This is a genomic window from Pseudomonas sp. GW821-FHT03A09, from assembly GCF_059421065.1.
Genome location: NZ_JBWKUX010000006.1, coordinates 1 through 12,931 on the forward strand (window position 1 = coordinate 1; position 12,931 = coordinate 12,931).

The 12,931-nt window shown below is 60.9% G+C and carries 13 protein-coding genes; 6 read left to right on the plus strand and 7 right to left on the minus strand.

All coding sequences use genetic code 11. The features are described 5' to 3' along the window. Positions 1-120 precede the first annotated feature (120 nt). The gene (locus AC07V4_RS12600) at positions 121-993 is read right to left on the minus strand and encodes a LysR family transcriptional regulator (RefSeq protein WP_492636959.1); all 873 of its coding nucleotides are present in this window, start codon (positions 991-993) and stop codon (positions 121-123) included. Between the two features lie 106 nt (positions 994-1,099). Here AC07V4_RS12600 and AC07V4_RS12605 point away from each other — a divergent pair, with 106 nt between their 5' ends. After that, positions 1,100-2,608 carry an MFS transporter gene (locus tag AC07V4_RS12605; protein ID WP_492636958.1) on the plus strand — a complete coding sequence of 503 codons (1,509 nt, stop codon included), beginning with the start codon at positions 1,100-1,102 and terminating at the stop codon, positions 2,606-2,608. A 52-nt stretch (positions 2,609-2,660) separates the two neighbouring features. On the opposite strand, the gene AC07V4_RS12610 is transcribed toward AC07V4_RS12605, so the two are convergent. Next, positions 2,661-3,071 (minus strand): HPF/RaiA family ribosome-associated protein, encoded by a 411-nt coding sequence (locus tag AC07V4_RS12610; RefSeq protein ID WP_492636957.1) that lies wholly within the window; start codon positions 3,069-3,071, stop codon positions 2,661-2,663. A gap of 212 nt (positions 3,072-3,283) precedes the next feature. Continuing rightward, the gene (locus tag AC07V4_RS12615) at positions 3,284-4,231 is read right to left on the minus strand and encodes a LysR substrate-binding domain-containing protein (RefSeq protein ID WP_431749141.1); all 948 of its coding nucleotides are present in this window, start codon (positions 4,229-4,231) and stop codon (positions 3,284-3,286) included. Between the two features lie 136 nt (positions 4,232-4,367). Between AC07V4_RS12615 and AC07V4_RS12620 the strand changes: the two genes are divergently transcribed. From AC07V4_RS12620 to AC07V4_RS12630, 3 genes are all read left to right on the plus strand, one after another. Then, positions 4,368-5,744, plus strand: a complete 1,377-nt coding sequence (locus AC07V4_RS12620; RefSeq protein ID WP_492636956.1) for an L-serine ammonia-lyase — start codon at positions 4,368-4,370, stop codon at positions 5,742-5,744. A 61-nt stretch (positions 5,745-5,805) separates the two neighbouring features. Further along, the gene (locus AC07V4_RS12625; RefSeq protein WP_492636955.1) at positions 5,806-7,095 is read left to right on the plus strand and encodes a serine/threonine transporter; all 1,290 of its coding nucleotides are present in this window, start codon (positions 5,806-5,808) and stop codon (positions 7,093-7,095) included. A gap of 299 nt (positions 7,096-7,394) precedes the next feature. After that, positions 7,395-7,712: a DUF3509 domain-containing protein gene (locus AC07V4_RS12630; protein ID WP_492636954.1), complete on the plus strand. Its 318-nt coding sequence runs from the start codon at positions 7,395-7,397 to the stop codon at positions 7,710-7,712. Here the strand turns inward: AC07V4_RS12630 and AC07V4_RS12635 are convergent. After that, a complete protein-coding gene (locus AC07V4_RS12635) occupies positions 7,709-8,197 on the minus strand; it encodes a phosphate-starvation-inducible protein PsiE (RefSeq protein ID WP_431749145.1) in 489 nt (162 codons plus the stop codon). The genes AC07V4_RS12630 and AC07V4_RS12635 overlap by 4 nt on opposite strands. 250 nt (positions 8,198-8,447) lie before the next feature. Here AC07V4_RS12635 and AC07V4_RS12640 point away from each other — a divergent pair, with 250 nt between their 5' ends. Next, positions 8,448-8,708 (plus strand): YebG family protein, encoded by a 261-nt coding sequence (locus AC07V4_RS12640; RefSeq protein ID WP_003188807.1) that lies wholly within the window; start codon positions 8,448-8,450, stop codon positions 8,706-8,708. Between the two features lie 55 nt (positions 8,709-8,763). Here AC07V4_RS12640 and AC07V4_RS12645 read toward each other — a convergent pair whose 3' ends face one another. After that, a complete protein-coding gene (locus AC07V4_RS12645) occupies positions 8,764-9,783 on the minus strand; it encodes a Glu/Leu/Phe/Val dehydrogenase family protein (RefSeq protein WP_431749146.1) in 1,020 nt (339 codons plus the stop codon). A gap of 186 nt (positions 9,784-9,969) precedes the next feature. On the opposite strand from AC07V4_RS12645, the gene AC07V4_RS12650 reads away from it, so the two are divergent. After that, a complete protein-coding gene (locus tag AC07V4_RS12650; protein ID WP_492636953.1) occupies positions 9,970-10,773 on the plus strand; it encodes a SirB1 family protein in 804 nt (267 codons plus the stop codon). On the opposite strand, the gene AC07V4_RS12655 is transcribed toward AC07V4_RS12650, so the two are convergent. Both AC07V4_RS12655 and maiA read right to left on the minus strand, forming a co-directional pair. Continuing rightward, positions 10,770-12,137, minus strand: a complete 1,368-nt coding sequence (locus tag AC07V4_RS12655) for an MFS transporter (protein ID WP_492636952.1) — start codon at positions 12,135-12,137, stop codon at positions 10,770-10,772. The two genes, AC07V4_RS12650 and AC07V4_RS12655, sit on opposite strands and share 4 nt — an antisense overlap. 156 nt (positions 12,138-12,293) lie before the next feature. Further along, complete coding sequence (gene maiA, locus AC07V4_RS12660; RefSeq protein WP_492636951.1) at positions 12,294-12,929, minus strand: maleylacetoacetate isomerase; 636 nt, start codon at positions 12,927-12,929, stop codon at positions 12,294-12,296. Positions 12,930-12,931 lie beyond the last annotated feature (2 nt).

A 12,931-nucleotide genomic window follows, 5' to 3' on the forward strand; every position in this document is an offset into this window, starting at 1 on the left:
GGGAGCTGGCTTGCCTGCGAAAGCGGTGGTACTGCCGATGAATAGTTCGCCTGTGCCGCCGCCTTCGCAGCCTCGCTGAAGCTCGACAGCTCTCACAGAGGTCGGCTTTGTCGAAAGGGTTCAACTGCCTGCCAGGCAACTGGGCGTGCCAGCCACCAAGGCATCGATGGCGCAGCGTACCTTGGCTGGCATGTGCGGTGCCGTCGGCCAGATCACATGGATCGGCGCCGGTTGGTCGCGGTGGCCTGGCAGTACCGCCTCCAGTTGCCCACGCAGTACGTAATGCGCAATCAACCAGCTCGGCAACCAGGCCAGACCGACGCCCGCAATCGCGGCATCGGCCACTGCCTGGAGGTCGTCAAGCATCAACGGCGATGTCACACCCGAGCGCTGGGACATATTGCAACGGTAGGCAATGCCTCGGTGACCGACGAGGTCATCGAGGCACTCAATCTTCCCGACACGCTGCAAGTAGGCCGGTGAAGCGGCCAAGCCTACCGATTGTTCGCCCAGGCGACGCGCGCTCAGGCGGTCGGTGTCCGGCAGCGGGCCGATGCGCACGGCAACGTCGAAGCCTTCCTGCACCAAGTCCGTCAACCGGTCCGAGAATGAAATCTCGACCTCCAATTCCGGATAACGGTCCATCAAGCCCCACAAGGCTGGCGCCGCGTAGTGGTGGCCGAACGCCAAAGGCAAGCTTGCTCGTAAACGCCCGCGTGGCTGCTGCCTGCCACTTTCGAGCACCGACTCGGCGGCTTCCAGCTCGGCCAGTGCGCGCAGGCAATGTTCGTAATAGGCCTGTCCATCTTCGGTCAGGCGCTGGCGGCGGGTGGAGCGCTGCAACAAGCAGGTGCCCAAGCGCGCTTCCAATCGCGCCAACCCCTTGCCCACGGCGGAGCGTGTGAGGTTCAGGCGCTCGGCGGCTTCGGTCAGGTTGCCGCTTTCGACGATTTGCAGAAACAGTTCAACGCCGTCAAAACGTGGAGTGGCCATGGCTCAATTGTCGCTCTTGATTCCCCTATCAGAGGAAAACTTATCACGAATAACGAATCATGTTCCCGTGAGAATAAAGCCCTCATTCAACCGAAAGGAACATCCCATGCCGCCCGCCGCCGCTGTATCGGCCGTCAGCGCCCCACGTACCGCCAGAGATGGGCTCGCGCTCACCGCCGTGTGCCTTGTTGCCCTGATGTTCGGCCTGGAAATTTCCAGCGTGCCGGTCATCCTGCCCACCCTCGAACAACAACTGGGCACCGGCTTCCAGGATGCCCAATGGATCATGAACGCCTATACCCTGGCCTGCACCAGTGTGCTGATGGCGGCGGGCACGCTGGCTGATCGTTTTGGTCGACGGCGCATGCTGGTGTTGTGTTTGTGGCTGTTCGGCCTGGCCTCGCTGGCCTGCGGGCTGGCCGACACGGCGCCTACGTTGATCGTGGCGCGCTTCGTCCAGGGCGTGGGCGCCGGGGCGATGATGATCTGCCAGTTCGCGATACTGTCGCACCAGTTCCGGGAACCGGCAGCGCGTGCACGAGCGTTCGCGGTATGGGGCGTGATTGCCGGTGTGGGCCTGGGCTTCGGGCCGATGGTCGGGGCGTTGATCCTGGCGGTGGCGGATTGGCGCTGGGTGTTCCTGGTGCATGTACCTCTCACCTTGCTGACCTTGGTGTTGCTGCGGGTCAGCGTGCAGGAATCCCGCGACCCGGCCGGCCATCGCCTCGATATTGCCGGCATGCTCACCTTGACGCTGTCGGTGTTCGCGCTGGTGTACTTCATTACGCAGGGCAGCGAGCACGGCTTCGGCACACCGGCCATGCTCGGCTGGGCGGTTTTGTCCCTGGTCGGGTTACTGCTATTCATCGTTATCGAGCAACGCAGTGCCCACCCGATGTTCGATTTCTCGGTGTTTCGTATCCGGCGTTTCAACGGGGCACTGATGGGCTCGGTCGGCATGAACTTCAGCTTCTGGCCGTTCATGATCTACCTGCCGCTCTACTTCCAGGCGGGCCTGGGCTACGACACCCTGACCACCGGCGGTGCCTTGCTCGCCTACACCTTGCCCACCCTGTTGGTCCCGCCGTTGGCTGAACGCCTGGCCCTGCGCTATGGCGCCGAGCGCATCATCCCCGTGGGCCTGGGTTCAATGGGCACTGGTTTCATCGCCATGGCCGTCGTCAATGCCGTGCAACAGCCGAGCATCGTGCTGGTGCTGTTCAGTTGCGTGATCGCGGGCGTAGGGTTGGCACTGACCAACTCACCGACCACCAACACCACCACCGGCTCGGTCTCGGCTGACCGTGCTGGCATGGCGTCGGGCATCGACCTCAGCGCACGGTTGATTACGCTAGCGCTGAATATCGCGCTGATGGGTCTGGTGCTGTTGCTCGGGATCAGCCATCAACTGGCCAATGTGCTACCCGCAACCACTGCAATGGATTGGCCCGCCATCAGCCAACACATTGCGGCGGGCAAACTGGACGTGTCGGGCCTGACCACCCAGGACGCCCAGGCGGCACTGCGCCATGGCGCCGGTTGGGCGATGCTCTTTGCCGGTATCGGCGCTGGCGGGTTGGCGCTATTGAGCCGGTATTTTTTCCGCAGCCACTAAACGAAAACGGGCCTGCGTATGCAGGCCCGTTTGGGTAGGGATGAAAGCGCTGTCAGCTGTTAATCGCTGCCTGCAGGTTTTCTTCAAACTCCGCTTCAAGCGCACCCTCGTTCACTTTGTTGGCTGGCAGGCCTTTCCCGGCAGCGCGTGGCTTGCCCTGCAGTTTGCCGAACAAATGTTCCAGCGCGTGCTCCAGCTTGATGGCCGCACCGTCAATCGCCTGTTCCAGCGTATCGGCTTTATCGCAGACCGAGACCGGTTGATGGCCCTTTGGCCGTGCTTCCAGACGGCAACTCAAATCATGGGGACCGGGCTTGTCGCCGTTCTCATCCCGCAGGTAGACCTCAACGCGGGTCAGGTGCTCTTCATAACGTTCGAGCGTGCTCTCAATGGTAGTACGTACCCACTCCTCCAGTCGGATGCTGCTTTCAATATGGTTATCGCTATTGACTTGGATTTGCATAGTTCTTCCCTTATTTCAGCTAGCTCGCGGGAGGTCACAACTGCAACACCGATGTGGTGAAACCATGACCTCTTGATTACACAATTGAGCAGTCAGAGAAACAATTCAACCCCTTTGCAAAGATAAATCCCACATTACAAATTAAGTCTGACTACGAGCAAAAACGCTGTTAGGGTGGGGAGTTAGTTGCATCTTCCTATCCCCTGCAAACCTTACAATTGCCCCTCTCCCAACGGGTGCAATCCACGAAAAATCCCCGCTTCTTCCACCAGCCAGTCATGCACCGCACGCACGCCCGGATGGTTCAGCGCGCCCGGCGCATACAGCAGCACGTAACGCTTGTGGTTGGGCACGGCCACGCCGAATGGCACGATCAAGGTGCCGCGCTCCAGTTCATCGTTGAGCAAGGTACGCCGGGCGATCGCGACGCCCATGCCGGCGATCGCGGCTTCAATGGTCAGGTGATTACGGTTGAAGGTGTGCCCGCGCCGCACATCGGCATCGTGATAGCCGATGGCATTCAGGTAGAACTCCCACTCGGCGTACTCGTAACTCCCACGCCAGGCGGTGATGTCGTGCAACAACGGGAAATGCACCAGATCCGCCGGGCCGTGCAGCGGTGGCCGGCCGCGCAGCAGGCTGGGAGCGCACACCGGGAATATCTGCTCGTCCAGCAGGGCTGTGGATAACAAACCGGGATAGCTGCCGTCGTTGAGGTCAATCGCCAGGTCAAAGTCGCCCTCATGCAGGGCGATACTGCTGTCTTCGGCCACCATGCGCAGCTGGATATCCGGGAAACGTTGCTGCAAACGCGGTAAACGCGGAGTCAGCCACTTGCCCAGAAACGACGGGATGGAGCGCAGGCGCAAAGTGCCACTGATCATACCCGCGTCCAACCGCTGCAATTCGGCATCGATGCTGCCGTAGGCCTCCCCCACCGTTGCCGCCAAACGCTGGCCCTCGGCACTCAGCTCAACCCCACGCGCCCGGCGATGGAACAGCCGAAACCCCAGGCGCTCTTCCAACTGGCGAATTTGCTGGCTCACCGCCCCCGGTGTGATGTGCAGTTCTTCGGCGCAACGGGTGAACGACAGGTGCCGTGCCGCACAGGAAAAAACGTGCAACCAGACGTAGGTCTGACCGTGGAGAGGGCGAGCCATAGGGTTTAGTCCTGCTAAAGGGTGTCTTAGGATAATTCGTTGGTCAGTGCCGATCCAGAGGATCAGTATCGCGCCAATTGCGCTCGTCCTACAAAAATGGCAGCGATTTCTACTCCATTGCTTGTAAGGCTTTAGCATGGCTATCAGTGTTTTCGATCTATTCAAAGTGGGCATCGGCCCGTCCAGCTCCCATACCGTCGGCCCCATGCGGGCGGCAGCGAGCTTTGCCCAGGCACTGACCGACCAACATTTGCTGAGCGACACGCGCCGGGTCGAAGTGCGCCTGTATGGCTCGCTGTCCGCCACCGGCGTCGGCCACGCCACCGACCGCGCCTGCGTCATGGGCTTGATGGGCGAGTGGCCGGATCAGGTCGACCCGACCTCGATCAACACCCGTATCCAGCAACTGCGTGAGTCCGGCCGGCTGTTGCTCGCCGGCACCCAGGACATTGCCTTTAACTGGCACACCGACCTCCTGCTGCTGGACGAAAGCCTGCCCTACCACCCCAACGCCATGTCGCTGCACGCCTACGGTGAAAACGGTCTGCTGAGCGAGCAAACCTATTACTCGGTGGGGGGCGGTTTCATCATCGAAGCGGCTGAAGCGGCCTCAGGCGTTGCTCCGACCAGCGATGTTGAATTGCCCTACGACTTTTCCAGCGCGGTCGAATTGCTGGCCTTGTGCAATAAGCACGGCTTGCGGGTTTCCGAACTGATGATGGCCAACGAACGGGCGTGGCGCAGCGACGAAGACATCCGCAGCGGCCTGTTGCATATCTGGTCGGTGATGCGCGAATGCGTGGAACAAGGCCTGCGCGACGAAGGCATCTTGCCCGGTGGTCTGAATGTGCCGCGCCGCGCGGCAAAATTGCACCGTAGCCTGCTGGAAATCGGCAAGCCGAATGTCATCACCTCAACCCTCTCCGCGATGGAGTGGGTCAATCTGTTCGCCCTCGCCGTCAACGAAGAGAACGCTGCCGGTGGGCGCATGGTGACGGCACCGACCAATGGCGCAGCAGGGATCATCCCGGCGGTACTGCACTACTACATGAAGTTCAACGCCGATGCGTCCGACGACGATGTGGTCAATTTCTTCCTGGCGGCCGCTGCCGTCGGCATCCTGTGCAAGAAAAACGCCTCGATCTCCGGCGCCGAAGTCGGTTGCCAGGGCGAAGTCGGCTCGGCCTGCGCCATGGCCGCTGCCGGGCTGGCCGATATTCTCGGCGCCACCCCTGAGCAACTGGAAAACGCTGCCGAAATCGGCCTGGAGCACAACCTCGGCCTGACCTGCGACCCAGTCGGCGGCCTGGTGCAGGTGCCGTGCATCGAGCGCAACGCCATCGCCGCCGTGAAGGCGATCAACGCCACGCAAATGGCCCTGCGCGGTGATGGCAAACACTTCATTTCCCTCGACCGGGTGATCCGCACCATGCGCGATACCGGCGCCGATATGCATGACAAATACAAAGAAACTTCACGGGGCGGCCTGGCGGTCAGCTGGGTGGAGTGCTGATCGGAGCACTGCTACCCGCCCCAACGTGAGCCCGCGCAAAAATAATAACGAGGCAATATCGATGACTGATGTACGTACACCCGCTGCCGAAAGTCCCGCTACCAGCACTACAACCGTGAGCAAAGGCTGGACCAAACACGACACCACCTGGATGCTCGGCCTCTACGGCACCGCCATCGGCGCCGGCACCTTGTTCCTGCCGATCAATGCCGGTGTCGGCGGCTTCTGGCCACTGATCGTGCTGGCGTTGCTGGCCTTTCCGATGACCTTCTTCGCCCACCGTGGGCTGACGCGCTTTGTGCTGTCAGGCAAATCCGGCGATATCACCGAAGTGGTCGAAGAGCACTTCGGCGTCGGTGCGGGCAAACTGATCACCCTGCTGTACTTCTTTGCGATTTTCCCGATCCTGCTGGTGTACAGCGTGGCGCTGACCAACACCCTGGGCAGTTTCATGGAACACCAGTTGCACATGGCACCGCCACCCCGGGCGATCCTGTCGCTGGTGCTGATCCTCGGTTTGATGGCCATCGTACGTTGCGGCCAGGGCGTGATCGTCAAGGCCATGAGTGTGCTGGTGTACCCGTTCGTCGCCGCCCTGCTGCTGCTGGCCTTCAGCCTGATCCCCAACTGGAACGGCGCCTTCTTCGCCTCGGCAGGTGAAGGCATGCCGCTGTCGCTGTTCTTCAAGACCCTGTGGCTGGCGATTCCGGTGATGGTGTTTTCCTTCAACCACTCGCCGATCATCTCCGCGTTCGCCGTCGACCAGAAACGTGTCTATGGCGCCCAGGCCGAACGCAAAAGCAGCGGCATCCTCGCCACCGCCCACGGCATGATGGTGCTGACGGTGATGTTCTTCTGCTTCAGTTGCGTGCTGGCCCTGTCACCCGCAGACCTGGCGGCCGCCAAGGCGCAGAACATTTCGATCCTGTCGTACCTGGCCAACCACTTCCAAACACCGGTCATTGCTTACGCCGCACCGTTGATTGCGCTGGTGGCGATTACCAAATCGTTCCTGGGCCACTACATCGGCGCCAGCGAAGGCTTCCAGGGCTTGATCGTCAAATCCCTGCGCGGGCGTAACCGTTCGATGTCGTCCAAAGCGCTGGAACGCTGCACCGCACTCTTCATGGTGCTGACCTGCTGGGCCGTCGCCACGTTCAACCCAAGCATCCTGGGCATGATCGAGACGATGGGCGGGCCGATCATCGCGTGCCTGCTGTTCCTGATGCCGATGTACGCCATCCGCCGCGTGCCATCTCTACGCCAGTACTCGGGCCAGTTGTCGAATGTGTTTGTGGTAGTGATCGGGCTGATTGCGCTGTCTGCGATCGTTTTTTCCGTGTTGCCCTGAAACGGGTCACCTACCTAAAAAACAACACAGAACAAATGTGGGAGGGGGCTTGCCCCCGATAGCGATCCTCCAGCCGAGTATTCATTGGCTGACACACCGCTATCGGGGGCAAGCCCCCTCCCACATTGGGACCTCAACGTCTGACAAGTCGCTATACGGCACGCCCCTTGCTGTACAGCCTATGAGGCAAACGGATTTTGTGAAACCTCAGCGACGGAGTGGCCGGTGGTCAGGCAACGCGAACTATTCCCGACACCGGCCGTCAATGACTGCATGTTCCTATCAGGCGGTAACGCACCATGGACAATCCATTTCAGATCATCACGGACACTTTCACCCCCCACTACCGCGTCAACCTGAGTATCCAAAGGCTTGATGGCAGCATCATGCTCACCCTCTCGAATGAAACAGGCGTGGTGGCCAAGCGCATGATCAGCGCCGCGCAACGCAACGACCCGCAACGGCTCAGACGGCTGGTGCAAAGCATCCAATTCGGTATCGCCATCGAACAGGGCCACAGCGCCATGGAAATCCTGGCAGTGATGACGGACGGCGACAGCCACAAACTCCTGCAGCCGCCACCTTCTCGCCCCCTGCCCTTCAGCGTCGGACTTTAAAGCTCGCCCTTCTCGGTGTCCTGGCTCGCCTCGCCCTTGCGACGCGGGCCTTCAACCTTCACCGAGGGGAACGCCGACGAAGCGTAACGCACCACCAGAATCGAGAAGGCCAACAGCAGAATGCCGCCGCACAGGTAGATGATGCCGATGTCCGGCGGGTTGTGGTGGGACACGTTGGAGATCAGCAGCCGCGTCAGTGCGGTGATCGCCACGTAGATCAGGAAGCGCACCGGCATGTGGTTGGTCTTGAAGTAAATCCCGACCATCGCGCCCAATTCCAGGTAGATGAACAGCAGCAAGATGTCGTCGATCTTGATGTGACCGTTCTCCAGCATCCCCAGGAATTCCATCACCGCCGCCCAGGCCGTCACCGCGCCAATGGCGAACAGCGCCAGGTAATGGAACGACTCGACAAACAGGTTACCCAGCGACTCGGCCAGCCCATGCACGTTCTGGCGCAGCCTTTCGGCCCAGTTGATTTTCACGATGATACTTCCTTAGGTCAGCTCGACCGGATAATGCGGGTTGGACGTGACGGTTGTTCTGCATGCAGAAAAAAGGCCAGCGGCTAGGAAATAAGATGATGGCTGCGTGATATGAGGCACGCCAAACCTGCATTTCCCGACTACATTAAAAAACTGCTACCCAAACCCCACGGTTTGGCTTACCCTTTTAGCTGTATATAAATACAGTAGTCGCAAAAGACAACTATCGTGAAGGCATGTGAGGTGGTGAATGGCCGTCGAAGTGGTATACCGCAGCAGCCGAGATCTGGAGCGTTTGTTCATGGATAAAGCCGAAGCTGACCGTCATGACAAGATGCTTGAACTCGCTGAGTTGCTGGCAGAAGTGTTGCAAAAAGCCGTGCCGTCCCTGAGCGAACAGCAGGTGGAAGAGGCCGGGATCTACATGGCGAAGAATCGCGATGTGTTTGCCAAGGCGTTCAAGAGCCAACCGGACGCGCTGTCCGAGTTGCTGAACCCTGCGGCGGAATAAAGCCCGAATTGAACAGGCCCTGAGTCACTGACTCAGGGCCTTTTTAATACCTGGGTTATTTGTACAGCAGGCGCTCGGCCAGCTCATCCGCGACACGGGCGGGGGAGCGCTTTTCGGCTTGGGCATGGGCAAAGATTTCGGTCAGGCGCGTGCCGATGTTCGACAGGTGGGCAGTGATGCTCGGCAGCTCGGCGCCACCGTGCTTGAGGGCGACGTAGATCAGGCCTCCGGAGTTGATCACGTAGTCCGGCGCATAAAGGATGCCGCGCCCTTCCAGTTGATCGGCAATGTCCAGGTTGGTCAGTTGCGCACTGGCAGAACCGGCCACGGCGGCGCAGCGCAGTTGGCCGACAGTGTGACGGTTGAATACCGCGCCAACCCCGCAGGGCGCGAGGATGTCGCAGGGGGTGCTGAGCAAGGCGTCGTTGGCGATGGGGTGCGCGCCGAGTTGCTCCATGGCCAGTTGTACCTTGCCATGGTCGATGTCGCTGACCAACAGCTCGGCACCCGCCGCGTGCAGTTGCTCAGCCAGGGCATACCCCACATTGCCCAGGCCCTGGACTGCCACGCGCAAGCCTTCAAGGTTGTCGCTGCCCAGGCGGGCCATGGCGGTGGTGCGGATGCCGGTGAACACCCCCATGGCGGCGTGGGGCGCTGGATCGCCAGCGGCGGTGGTGCTAGTGACGAAACGGGTGTGCTGGGCGATGCAATCCATATCCGCGACCGAGGTGCCACTGTCGATGGCCGTGATGAAACGGCCGTCGAGTTTTTCGATGCAGCGGCCGAAGGCTTCGAACAAGGCGGCACGGTTTTCCACATGCACGGGGCGGATGATCACCGCCGTACCGCCGCCTACCGGCAGGCCAGCCAGGGCGGCTTTGTAGCTCATGCCTTGGGCTAGGCGCGCAGCGTCCGCCACGGCACTTTGATCGTCGGGGTAAGCGAGGTAACGACAGCCGCCCAAGGCAGGCCCCAGGCGACTGTTGTGGATGGCGATGATCGCCTTCAGCCCGGTCACAGGGTCGACGCTCAGGTGCAGCGATTCAAGGCGGGTGCTGTGCATGAGCGCAAACATCAATGAGCTCCCGAATCACTTCTGGTAGTGGCCCAAGTATAGGCTTGCGGTAAAAAACTGCTGGACTGCACTGGAATAAGACTCCCGGTTTTGTAGGCCGTAAGACATAAGGCAGCGGGATATTTCTCAAGACGCTGGACGAAAATACACAGCAAGGCTAAAACGGGGCATCCGCCGGAGAACGCAATGAATCCCCGCCAAGCCTTTTTCGCCTGCCTGGAACGTTCACCCCCTGCGCTGTTTGAAGCGGCGCTGTGGATTGCCGCCGAGCACGACCCCGCCGTGCAGCCGTTGCTGATCCTGCAAGATTTTACCTTGCTGCAACAACAGGTCGCGCAGGGTATGCCCATGTTGCCGGCGGACGAACTGGGCCAGCCACTGTTGCGGCGTTTGAACGACCTGGGGTTTGCCCAGGATGATTTCACCCCGCTACGCCCCGCCGCCGCCCTGCTGGACAAGGTCCTGCAACGCAAGCGCGGGCAGCCCTTGGCCATGGGGCTGATTGCCTTGGAGATGGCACGTCGCTTGGACATCCCCATGGTGGGCGTGAATTTTCCCGGGCACTTTCTGCTGCGGGTGCCCGGCGCCGACCATCTGCTAGACCCTTGCGGCGGTCGACGCCTGTACCCCAATGACTGCCGTGAATTGCTGCACCGCCAGTACGGGCCGAACCTCAAGTTGCAGGCCGACCACCTGCACACCGCCGAGCCACGCGCGATCTTGCAACGGCTGTCACGTAACCTGCGCCAACTGCATCTCTCCAATGACGCCCCGCTCGACGCATTGGTCGATGCCGAGCGCGTGCTGGAACTGGGCAATGCCAGCGCCGCCGACTACCTCGCCCGAGCCAGCCTGTATCAACGCCTGGACTGCCCAAACGCGGAGCGTTTTGACCTGGAACACGCGCTGCTGCTCAGCGAAGACCCGATCCAGCGCCTGCGTCTGGCCGAACGGTTGGGGCATCTACCGCCCAACACCGTGGTGCATTAAACCTGCGGTTCCTTAAGGATATCGGTATGCAACGGGCTCTTCGGTTCGCTCACGGCGGGCGAACGCACCTGAATAATCAACAACGTCGCAATCACCGCCGGAATCGCGCAGAAGAAGAAAATCTGCTGCACCGGAATGTGCATCGCCAACAGCATGCTGCCAAACAGCGGCCCCAGGATTGAACCGAATCGTCCCACACCCAAGGCCCAACCCGTGCCGGTCGCGCGCACGTGTGCCGGGTAGAAGTTGCTGGCGAAGGCATTGAGAGTCAACTGGCCGCCAATGATGCAGAAGCCGGCGGCGAACACGCAGGCCACCAGATACCGTGGGTTGTCATGGTTCAGCCCCAACAGAAGGGTGCACAGCGCCGCTGCCGCCAACACTGCGGACAACAAGCGCACTTTGCTTTTCAGACGGTCGGCGAACCAGGCCATGCCAATGGCGCCCAGGGTGCCGGCGAACAGGAACATCGACGTCACCAGGTTGGCTTCTTTCAAGGCCAGGCCACTTTCCAGCAGCAGCGACGGCAGCCAACTGATCATGAAATACAGCAGGATCAGGCTGACAAAAAAGGTCGCCCAGATCAGTACGGTCGGGCGTGCGTAGCCATTACGGAATAACTCCACCACCGTCAGTTTGCTGCCCTGCTCCTGCTGGTTTTCGGCCTCGGTGGCCAGTGGTGGCTGCCAGTTGGGCAGCATGCGCGCCGTGACCTTTTGCAGCCGTAAATAGGGCGGCGAATCACGCAGCAAACGCGGCAGGGACTCCGGTAGCAGCCACACCAGGAATGGGAAGAGCAGCAACGGCGTCACACCACCCGCCAGGAATACCGCCTGCCAACCGTAGTTTTCGATAAACCCCGCTGCGACAAAGCCACCCGCTGCGCCGCCGAACGAGAAGCCGCACGCGGCCAACGTCACCATCAAGGTGCGCAAACGGGGCGGGGAATACTCCGACATCAATGCCATGGCGCTCGGCATCGCACCGCCCATGCCAATGCCACAGATAAAGCGCGCGGCCATCAGTGTGGTCAGGGAGTTGGCGAAGACCATCAGTACCGTGAGGCTGGCGTAGATCAGCACGCAGCCCAGCAGGATGCGCCGCACGCCAAACCGGTCGGCCAGGGGCGTCACCAGCAACGAGCCCAGCGTCAGGCCCAGCAGGTTGGCACTGAATACCGGGCCGAACGCGGCTTTTTCCAGGCCCCAATCCTTGGCCAACGCCGGCACCACATAGCCCAGCACCTGGGCATCGTAGCCATCGGTCACCAGCAGCAGCGCCAGCAACAGGAGAATCAACCACTGATAGCGCGACACCGGACGGGCATCGAGTGCCGCGCGAAAGCTGGCAATCTGATTGTGCATCGCAAGGTACCTATTATTGTTCTATGGATGACGCCGACCTAAATGTGGGAGGGGGCTTGCCCCCGATGGCAGTGGGTCAGCCACACTTTTGGTCACTGATGTACCGCAATCGGGGGCAAGCCCCCTCCCACATTGGTTTTGTGCAAGTGTTGGGGGTTAGGGTGTGTCTGGTTGATTGGCAGGGTGGGCTTGAATGAACGCCGGATGCTGCGCCGCCAACACCGCTACCCGCCCGATACGCGGATACGCCGCCAACGACACCTTGAAACGCTCGGCCGCATACAGCTGAGGAATCAGAAACACATCCGCCATCCCCGGCTGCTCGCCAAAGCAAAACCCTTTGTCGCCAATCAACTGCTCCACGGCGCCCAAGCCCTGGCTGATCCAATGGCCGATCCATTCCAGCAACTGCGCCTCGTCATGCCCCCACTTGCGTAGCAGGTTCTGGGTACTGGAGTTGTGCAGCGGGTGAATATCGCAGCCGATGATCGACGCCACCGCACGCTCATGGGCGCGGGTCGCCAGGTCCTTGGAGAGCAGCGGTGCCTGTGGATAACGCTCCTCCAGGTACTCGATGATCGCTGGCGACTGAATCAACAGCTCGCCCTCATCAGTCCGCAAGGCCGGTACACGGCCCTGGGGGTTGATCGCCAGGTATTCCGGCTGACGGTTCGCACCACCGGCCGGCACCAGCAAGTTGACCGGCACGGCGGTGAAATCCAGCCCCTTCAGTGCCAGGGCGATACGCACCCGGTACGACGAGGTGGAACGGTAGTAGGTATAGAGTTCCATCG